This window comes from Stenotrophomonas sp. 05L44_2 (assembly GCF_056665995.1).
In genome coordinates this window covers 1-8,018 of record NZ_JBFTNR010000100.1, presented here as the reverse complement: position 1 = coordinate 8,018, position 8,018 = coordinate 1, and the positions used below count along the sequence as shown (strand labels likewise).

Below are 8,018 nucleotides of genomic sequence, written 5' to 3'. Positions count from 1 at the left end.
GAGCTGAGCACGGCGGCGGCCACGGCGATCAGGCTGCCGGACGTGAAGCCGGCCGTGCCCGGCCGCACGATCACCAGCACGCCGATGAAGCCGACCACCACCGCTGCCCAGCGCCGTACGCGTACCGTTTCGCCCAGCCACAGCACCGCCGCGATGGTGACGAACAACGGGGTGGAGTAGGACAGCGAAACGGCCTGTGCCAGGGGCAGGTGGCCCAACGCCCAGAACGCGCACAGCATCGAGCCCAGGCCGATCGCGCTGCGCAGGAAATAGCGCGGCAGCTGCTGGGTCTTCAACGGGGCATGGCCTGGGCGCAGCAGCATCGGCAGCAGGGCGAGCAGGCCGAAGGCATTGCGGAAGAACGCCACTTCCTGGGTCGGCACGTAGCGGGTGGCGTAGCGGATCGCCACCGCCATCAGTCCAAACGCCATGGTGCTGCCGAGCATCAGCAGCGCCGCCCGCAATGGGGTGGCGCTGGCGGGTAGGGCGGGTGTGCTCACCACTGTGCGCCGAGCAGGCGGGGCTCCGGTTCGATCGGCACGCCGAACTTCTCCAGTACCGAGGCGGAGATCCGCCGTGCCAGCGCCAGCAGTTCAGTGCCGGTGGCGTTGCCGTGGTTGACCAGCACCAGCGCGTGGCTGGGCGCAACGCCGGCATCACCTTCGCGGAAGCCCTTCCAGCCACAGGATTCGATCATCCAGGCCGCCGAGACCTTGCGGCGGTCATCACGGTCCGCCGGGAACACCGGCAGCTCGGGGAAGTGCTGCAGCAGCACCTCCACCTGTTCCAGCGGCAGCACCGGGTTCTTGAAGAAGCTGCCTGCGTTGCCCAGTACGTCGGGGTCGGGCAGCTTGCGGCGACGGATCGCGATCACCGCATTGGCCACGTCCACCGCGCTCGGCAGTTCCACGCCCTGCGCCTGCAGTTCTTCGCGGATGCCGGCGTAGCCCATGCGCAGGTCGTGCAGCAGCGGCAGTTTCAGTTCAATGGCGGTGATCAGGTAGCGGTCCGGCTGCTGCTTGAACACGCTGTCGCGGTAGGCGAAGCCACACTGTTCGTTGTCCAGCCGTACCCAGGTTTTTTCCTGGCAGTCCCAGGCCTCTACGGTCTGGATGAACTCGCCGACCTGCGCGCCATAGGCGCCGATGTTCTGGATCGGCGATGCGCCGGCGGTGCCGGGAATCAGGGCCAGGTTTTCCAGGCCGGACAGGCCTTCCTGCAGCGACCACATCACCAGCCCGTGCCAGGACACGCCGGCTCCAGCGCGGATCACGGCGTGGTCAGCACGGTGTTCGAGGAAGCTGATTTCGCGGTTGCCGAACACCAGCACGGTGCCGGGCAGGTCCTCTGCGATCAGCACATTGCTGCCGCTGCCGAGCACCAGCAGCGGGCCATTGGCCACTTCCGGCAACGCCAGAACCTCCGGCAGCAGCGCGGCGTCGTGCAGTTCTAGCAACTGCGCTGCGCTGGCCTGCACGTGGAACGTGTTCAGGGCCTGCAGTGGCGCGTTGTGGGTGAGGGTCCAGCGCAGCGGTGCTGCAGCGTTGTTGGTGTCGTCCATGGGCGTGCTCACAGGGGTGCCACCGCGCCGCGGCTGGGCGCCTCGCGTCGGCGACGGATCGCCTCCACGCAGTCGGCGACCAATGCCGGGCCCTTGAAGATCAGGCCGCTGTAGCACTGCACCAGCGCCGCACCGGCGGCCATCTTGGCCACGGCGTCGGCACCGGACAGGATGCCGCCGACACCGACCAGCGGCACTGATTCGGGCAGGCGTGCACGCAGGCGGCGCAGTACCAGGGTGGACTGTTCCAGCACCGGTGCGCCGGACAGCCCGCCGGCTTCATTGGCCAGCGGATCGCCGGCAACCCGGCTGTGGTCGATGGTGGTGTTGGTGGCGATCACGCCGTCCACCTGCAGTTCGCCAAGTACGCGCGCGGCCGCGTCGATGTCGCGCTCGCTGAGGTCCGGGGCCACCTTCACCAGCATTGGCACGCGTCGGCCATGCTGCGCGGCCAGCGATTCCTGGCGCTCACGCAGCTGGCTGACCAGCTGCCGCAGCGCGGTCTCTTCCTGCAGCTCGCGCAGGCCGGCCGTGTTGGGCGAGGAAATGTTGACGGTGATGTAGTCGGCCAGCGGGTACACCTTGTCCATGCAGGCGATGTAGTCATCGGCCGCCTGTTCGTTGGGGGTGTCCTTGTTCTTGCCGATGTTGATGCCGAGCAGGCCGCGCCGGTTGCGCGCGCGTTCGACGTTGCGCACCAGCGCATCCACGCCGGCGTTGTTGAAGCCCATGCGGTTGATGATCGCGTTGTGCGCCGGCAGCCGGAACAGGCGTGGCTTGGGGTTGCCGGCCTGCGGTCGCGGCGTGATCGTGCCGATCTCCACGAAGCCGAAGCCCAGCGCGAACAGTGCATCGATGTGCTCGCCATTCTTGTCCAGGCCGGCAGCAAGGCCGACCGGATTGGGGAACGTCAGCCCGAACACCGTGCTGGGCATCGGCGCGATGCGTGCGGCCACCAGCGGCGTGGTGCCGGTGCGATAGGCCAGGTCCAGAGCGGACAGGCCGAGACCGTGGGCGCGTTCGGCGTCGAGCGAGAACAGGAAGGGGCGGGCAAGCGAATACATGCGTTGGTTTCAGTCCAGCGTGCCGAGGAAGGCTCGGGTTCGATATTCAAAAGCGACCTGGCCGTCGACCGCGTGGGCGGCGAACAGGTCCTGCAGCGCAGCCAGCATCGGCGCGTGGCGCGGATGGCCGGGCTGCGGCGCGTAGGAAGAAGACAGCAGGCGCCCGCGCAGGGCGTCCAGGTCCAGGTGCTGCACGTTCGGCAGCTGCACCATGCCGCGCAGGCCGGAGCCGAACCAGGCCTGCATGGTGGCATCGTCCTGGTAGCGTTCGGCCACGGCGGTGTAGTCGGTGCCGTAGTCCAGCAGCAGTTGTTCGTAGCCGACCAGGAACGGGCTGGCATCGAGCAGGCGCGAATTCCAGTAGATCAGCGCCAGGCCGCCCGGGCGCAGGATGCGCTGCCACTCGGCGCGCACGGCCACGGTGTCGAACCAGTGGAAGGCCTGCGCGGCGCCGACCAGATCAACGCTGGCATCGGCCAGCCCGGTGGCCTCGGCGCGGCCATCGACGGCGGAGAACTGCGGATACTGCGGCGCCAGCCAGTGCTCGGCGGCGGCGCGCATCGCCGCGTTGGGTTCGACGGCGACCAGTGGATGGCCGGCGGCCAGGAACTGCCGGCTGGAGATGCCGGTGCCGGCGCCGATGTCAGCGACACGCGCGCTGGTTGCCACGGCCATGGGGCCATGCAGCCAGTCCATCAGGGCAGGCGGATAGTCCGGGCGGTAGCGGACATAGTCCGCGACGCGGCTGCTGAAGCGTTCAGTGCTGTCGGCGGAGGTCATCGTGCTTTCACCAGCGCAGTCCAGGTTTGGCGTCGGCGCCGGCGGCCACCATCGCGAAGATCAGGATGGCCACCAGGCCCACCGCAGCGAGGATGTTGAGCCAACCCATGATCAACCCGGCCAGGGCCATGCCATCGCCGTCCTGTTCGCCGGCGCGGCGGCGGATCTCGGCGCGGGCCAGGTGCCCGGTGATGATGGCAACAAGGGCAGCGACACCCGGCAGCACGGTCCAACTGCAGATGCCCGCGATCAGGCTGACCACGGCCAGGGCGTTGCTCTGTCGGGGTGGCACGCTCATCGAGTCCTCCGTGGCAGTGCCGACATGATAGTGCGTCTGCCCCGGCAATCCCATGGTCCGGCCAATGCAAGGCTGCCAGGCAAGGTTGGCAACCATCGGAGCCGAGCGCGGGGTGGCTTTGGCAGGCGCCGACCTTGGTCGACGAATGCGGCGCCAACCAAGGTTGGTAGCTACCGAGGGATCGGCTAGCCCATCAGCACCTGGCCGCCATCGACATTGAGCACGTGGCCGGTGATCCAGCGCGCCAGCGGCGAGCACAGGAACAGCGCGGCATCGGCGATCTCGCGCGGCTGCCCGAAGCGGCCGAACGGAATCTTCGCCAGGGTGCCGTGGTACAGGGCGGGATCTTCGACACGACGTCGATCCCAGAGGCCATCGGCAAATTCGATCGAGCCCGGTGCGATGGCGTTGACSCGGATCCGSTSCGGSGCCAGCGCCAGGGCCTGCGACGTCGTGTAGTGCGACAGCGCGGCCTTGGCCGCCGCATACGGTGCGCCGCCGGGACGCGGTTGCTGCGCGGCGATCGAGGACAGGTTGAGGATGCAGGCGTCGGACGAGGCGCGCAGCCACGGCAGCGCAAGGCGCGAGGCGCGGACCGCCGCCATCAGATCGATCTGCAGGCTGGCGGCCCAGCCGTCTTCGTCATCGGCCATGCCGTAGCCGGTGGCGTTGTTGACCAGCACATCGATGCCGCCGAGCGCGTCGGCAGCGGCCTGCAGCCAGGCGCCGATGCGGCCGAGGTCGCCCAGATCGGTGGCGAAGGTGTGCAGCTGCGTGCTCTGGGCCTGCGCATCGGCCTGCAGGGCGTCAAGTCCGGCCTGGCCGCGGGCGCAGGCCGAGACCTGCGCACCGGCGCGGGCGAAGGCCAGCGCCAGTTCGCGGCCGATGCCCTTGCTGCCACCGGCGATCAGCACCCGGCGGCCGGTGAAATCGATCACCGGCCGGCCGTCGCGCGGGGAGGCGCTCTCCGCCATCACAGGTCGAACTTGATGCCCTGGGCCAGCGGCAGCGAATCCGAATAGTTGATGGTGTTGGTCTGGCGGCGCATGTAGACCTTCCATGCATCCGAACCGGACTCGCGACCACCGCCGGTGTCCTTCTCGCCACCGAAGGCGCCACCGATTTCCGCGCCCGAGGTGCCGATGTTGACGTTGGCGATGCCGCAGTCCGAACCGGCCGCCGACAGGAAGCGCTCGGCGGTCTTCAGGTTGGTGGTGAAGATCGACGAGGACAGGCCCTGCGGCACGCCGTTCTGCATGTCGATGGCTTCGTCCAGCGTGCTGTACTTCATCACGTACAGGATCGGCGCGAAGGTCTCGTGCTGCACCACTTCATCGCTGTTCTTCAGGCCGGTGACGATGGCCGGCAGCACGAAGTTGCCTGCGCGGTCGATGCGCGTGCCGCCGGTTTCGATGGTGCCGCCGCTGGCCTTGGCCTTTTCGATGGACGCCAGGAACTGCTGCACGGCGCCGTCGCTGTTGAGCGGGCCCATCAGGTTGGCCGGGTCGGTCGGATCGCCGATCTTGCCTTCCACCTGCTTGTACGCCTTGACCAGCGTGGCCAGCACGTCGTCATGGATGGATTCGTGCACGATCAGGCGGCGGGTGGTGGTGCAGCGCTGGCCGGCGGTGCCGACCGCACCGAACACGATGCCGGGAATCGCCAGCTTCAGGTCGGCGGTTTCGTCGAGGATGATSGCGTTGTTGCCGCCCAGTTCCAGCAGGCAGCGGCCAAGGCGGTGGGCGACCTTCTCGGCGACCGTGCGGCCGACCTGGGTCGAGCCGGTGAAGCTGATCAGCGGCACGCGCTTGTCGGCCACCATCTTTTCCGACAGCGCGGTGCCGGCGTCGTTGATCAGGAAGAACAGGTCCGGGAAACCGGCATCGCGCAGCGCTTCATTGCAGATGCGCATCGAGGCGATGGCGGTCAGCGGCGTCTTGTTGGACGGCTTCCACAGGCAGATGTCGCCGCAGATCGTGGCCAGGAACGAGTTCCATGCCCACACCGCCACCGGGAAATTGAACGCGCTGATGATGCCGACCAGGCCGAGCGGCTGGTACTGCTCGTACATGCGGTGGCCGGGGCGTTCGGAATGCATGGTGTAGCCGTACAGCATGCGGCTCTGGCCCACGGCGAAGTCGGCGATGTCGATCATCTCCTGCACTTCACCGTCGCCTTCAGGCTTGCTCTTGCCCATTTCCAGCGCGACCAGCGAACCCAGCGCATCCTTGTGCTTGCGCAGCGCTTCGCCGCACAGGCGCACTGCTTCACCGCGACGCGGGGCCGGCGTGGTGCGCCAGACCTTGAAGGCTTCCTGGGCGCGCGCGATGACGGTTTCGTACTCGGCTTCGGTGGTGGCGCGGACCTGCGCGATCGGCTCGCCCGTGGTCGGATTGATCGGGGTGATCAGTTCACCGCCGGTAGCGCTCGACCACTCCCCGTTGCCCAGGTAGGTGCCAGCGTTGATCGCGTCCAGACCAAGGGACTTGAGCAGCTCGGAAGACATGCAGACTCCTGTGTTTCGTTACGTTGTGTTTGGTGCCGTCGCGGGCAGGTGGGGGCGCGACGAACTGAGCCGCCGATGGTAGCAGAGCGCCCGGACTGGCCATGGTGCGCCGCGCCAGTGGCAATGGTGTGGCAGATGAAAGCTTGGAGGGCAGGGCGGCTTGCCTGTAAACTTGGCGGCTGCATGGCCCCGTAGCTCAGCTGGATAGAGCGTCCCCCTCCTAAGGGGAAGGTCGCCCGTTCGAATCGGGCCGGGGTCACCATAATCAATGACTTAGGTCAGCACAGTGGCGTGCAATTCCCACTGTTTCCCGCATATCCACAGGATTTGGTCCCAGTGGTCCCAGCGGTCCCGCTCAGTACCTGAGCTTCGCCACAGCGCCATCGTCGCCTTCAGGCGTCAGATGGGCGTAGAACTTCTCGGTCGTGGCGTAATCGGCGTGGCCCGCCAAGATCTGCACCCTTCGCAACGGCACCCCAGCGATGACCATATGGGCGCAGAAGGTGTGCCGTAGCCGGTGCAGGCTGCCGCCRATTCCCGCACGCTTGGCATCCGAGGCGAACCAGTCGGATACCGTGTCCTTGTGCACGGCGACCAGCGGATCGGGTAGGTGGCGCAGCGCCCAGCGCGCATACCGGTTCAGCGGCACCTCGCGCCACTTGCCCGACTTGGTGCGTCCCTCGCCATCTTCGTCTGGATCGCTCTCGACCCTGAGCTTCCGCCCGGTCACTGAATCCTTGCCCAGCCCAACCAGCTCGCCACGGCGCAGCCCCGTGTGGGCCATGAACAGCCACAGGGGCGCCCGGCTTGGGTTTGCTCGGTAGAGCTTGCGCATCGCCCCCCGGTCGTAGAACCGCACGGCGACGCTACGGACGCCGCGCGGTGCCTGGGTTTCCTCCAGCGGGTTGAAATCCAGTTCCTTCCACTTCACGCCACGACGAAATGCCGCCTGCAGCCTGCGCACTTCCTTGCCTACGGTCTCCGGGGCCACCTTATCTTTGGTCAGGCGGTCCGTCTTGTAGGACTCCATTTCCATCGGCCGCAGGGTATCGATGGGGCGATGGCCGAACCGGGCAATGAACAACCGAACCTCGCTCTTGGCCTTGCCGTGCGTGGTCGGGTGCTCGGCCTTGTACCAATCCAGGTACGCCTCCAGGAAGTCCCTGACAGTGGGTAGCCGGGGAAGGATACGCACGCCATGGGTCAGTTCCGCTTCTTTCGCTGCTCGTACGCCCTCAGCTTCGCGTGGGCCGACGCGACCAATGGCGACACGGCTTCGCTTGCCGCCTTCCCGCCAGTTGAGGTACGCGGCGCCGTCCCGCCAGAAGATTGTGACCTTGACCATTGTCTGGAGCCGTAGATTGCAGAGTAGAGGGCAGCTTTCTCGTAGAGCTTTCTGCCCATGAAATTTCGGGGTTCGATGCCGTAGTCGGCGATGTTCGAATCGAACTGGCTTCGGGACACCCCGCAGTAGTGCGCGGCCTCGTCCACGGTCAGCCAGTCCTTTCCGACGATGTCCAGCTTTTCAGCAGCTCCCATCGGGTCCTCCTTCAGTTCGCGGCCAGCGCAGCGCGCAGCTGCTCGTCTGGATCCGGATAGCAGTCCATGTAGGCGCCGATCACTTCGGCCGCGACTTGCGGGACGATGGCGTTGCCGTAGGCGCGCAGGCGTCCCACGCGGCCGGGAACCCCATGAGCCAGCAGACGAATGCTGGGTTCAAACCGCCGGGCTTTCCCGTCGTGTCCGATGATCCATCCGGCTTGATCCCAAGCGCCAGGGCTACCGACTGATTCAGCGGCACTCCAGTGT

At 67.1% G+C, this 8,018-nt stretch carries 10 protein-coding genes and 1 tRNA gene; 1 reads left to right on the top strand and 10 read right to left on the bottom strand.

Annotation, left to right across the window (positions count from 1 at the left end; translation table 11 throughout):
• The 7 genes from AC1VAN_RS05445 to amaB all read right to left on the bottom strand — a co-directional run.
• Positions 1–464, bottom strand: a 464-nt coding sequence (locus tag AC1VAN_RS05445) for a DMT family transporter (protein ID WP_480985408.1), incomplete at its 3' end; no start/stop codon positions are given.
• Between the two features lie 32 nt (positions 465–496).
• Positions 497–1,561, bottom strand: a complete 1,065-nt coding sequence (murB, locus tag AC1VAN_RS05440) for a UDP-N-acetylmuramate dehydrogenase (protein ID WP_051584982.1) — start codon at positions 1,559–1,561, stop codon at positions 497–499.
• An 8-nt stretch (positions 1,562–1,569) separates the two neighbouring features.
• Positions 1,570–2,625 (bottom strand): quinone-dependent dihydroorotate dehydrogenase, encoded by a 1,056-nt coding sequence (locus tag AC1VAN_RS05435; RefSeq protein ID WP_312964612.1) that lies wholly within the window; start codon positions 2,623–2,625, stop codon positions 1,570–1,572.
• 9 nt (positions 2,626–2,634) lie between these two features.
• Positions 2,635–3,405 (bottom strand): class I SAM-dependent methyltransferase, encoded by a 771-nt coding sequence (locus AC1VAN_RS05430; RefSeq protein WP_033830957.1) that lies wholly within the window; start codon positions 3,403–3,405, stop codon positions 2,635–2,637.
• Positions 3,406–3,412: 7 nt separating this feature from the next.
• Positions 3,413–3,703 (bottom strand): DUF4190 domain-containing protein, encoded by a 291-nt coding sequence (locus AC1VAN_RS05425; RefSeq protein ID WP_025874887.1) that lies wholly within the window; start codon positions 3,701–3,703, stop codon positions 3,413–3,415.
• A 185-nt stretch (positions 3,704–3,888) separates the two neighbouring features.
• Complete coding sequence (locus AC1VAN_RS05420) at positions 3,889–4,677, bottom strand: SDR family NAD(P)-dependent oxidoreductase (RefSeq protein WP_480985407.1); 789 nt, start codon at positions 4,675–4,677, stop codon at positions 3,889–3,891.
• A complete protein-coding gene (gene amaB, locus AC1VAN_RS05415) occupies positions 4,677–6,209 on the bottom strand; it encodes an L-piperidine-6-carboxylate dehydrogenase (RefSeq protein ID WP_025874884.1) in 1,533 nt (510 codons plus the stop codon). The genes AC1VAN_RS05420 and amaB overlap by 1 nt, the downstream gene beginning before the upstream one ends.
• 185 nt (positions 6,210–6,394) lie before the next feature.
• Between amaB and AC1VAN_RS05410 the strand changes: the two genes are divergently transcribed.
• Positions 6,395–6,471, top strand: a tRNA-Arg gene (locus AC1VAN_RS05410).
• A 93-nt stretch (positions 6,472–6,564) separates the two neighbouring features.
• Here the strand turns inward: AC1VAN_RS05410 and AC1VAN_RS05405 are convergent.
• The 3 genes from AC1VAN_RS05405 to AC1VAN_RS05395 form a co-directional block, all read right to left on the bottom strand.
• Entirely contained in the window at positions 6,565–7,404 is an 840-nt protein-coding gene (locus tag AC1VAN_RS05405; protein WP_442251275.1) for a tyrosine-type recombinase/integrase, read from the bottom strand.
• Positions 7,405–7,412: 8 nt separating this feature from the next.
• Positions 7,413–7,748: a hypothetical protein gene (locus tag AC1VAN_RS05400; protein WP_442251274.1), complete on the bottom strand. Its 336-nt coding sequence runs from the start codon at positions 7,746–7,748 to the stop codon at positions 7,413–7,415.
• 11 nt (positions 7,749–7,759) lie between these two features.
• Positions 7,760–8,018, bottom strand: a 259-nt coding sequence (locus AC1VAN_RS05395) for a hypothetical protein (protein ID WP_480985406.1), incomplete at its 5' end; no start/stop codon positions are given.

Excerpts from the sequence above, each read along its gene's own strand:
- AC1VAN_RS05400 (WP_442251274.1), bottom strand. The coding sequence starts at position 7,748 with ATGGGAGCTGCTGAAAAGCTGGACATCGTCGGAAAGGACTGGCTGACC.
- AC1VAN_RS05430 (WP_033830957.1), bottom strand. The coding sequence starts at position 3,405 with ATGACCTCCGCCGACAGCACTGAACGCTTCAGCAGCCGCGTCGCGGAC.
- murB (WP_051584982.1), bottom strand. The coding sequence starts at position 1,561 with ATGGACGACACCAACAACGCTGCAGCACCGCTGCGCTGGACCCTCACC.
- AC1VAN_RS05435 (WP_312964612.1), bottom strand. The coding sequence starts at position 2,625 with ATGTATTCGCTTGCCCGCCCCTTCCTGTTCTCGCTCGACGCCGAACGC.
- AC1VAN_RS05425 (WP_025874887.1), bottom strand. The coding sequence starts at position 3,703 with ATGAGCGTGCCACCCCGACAGAGCAACGCCCTGGCCGTGGTCAGCCTG.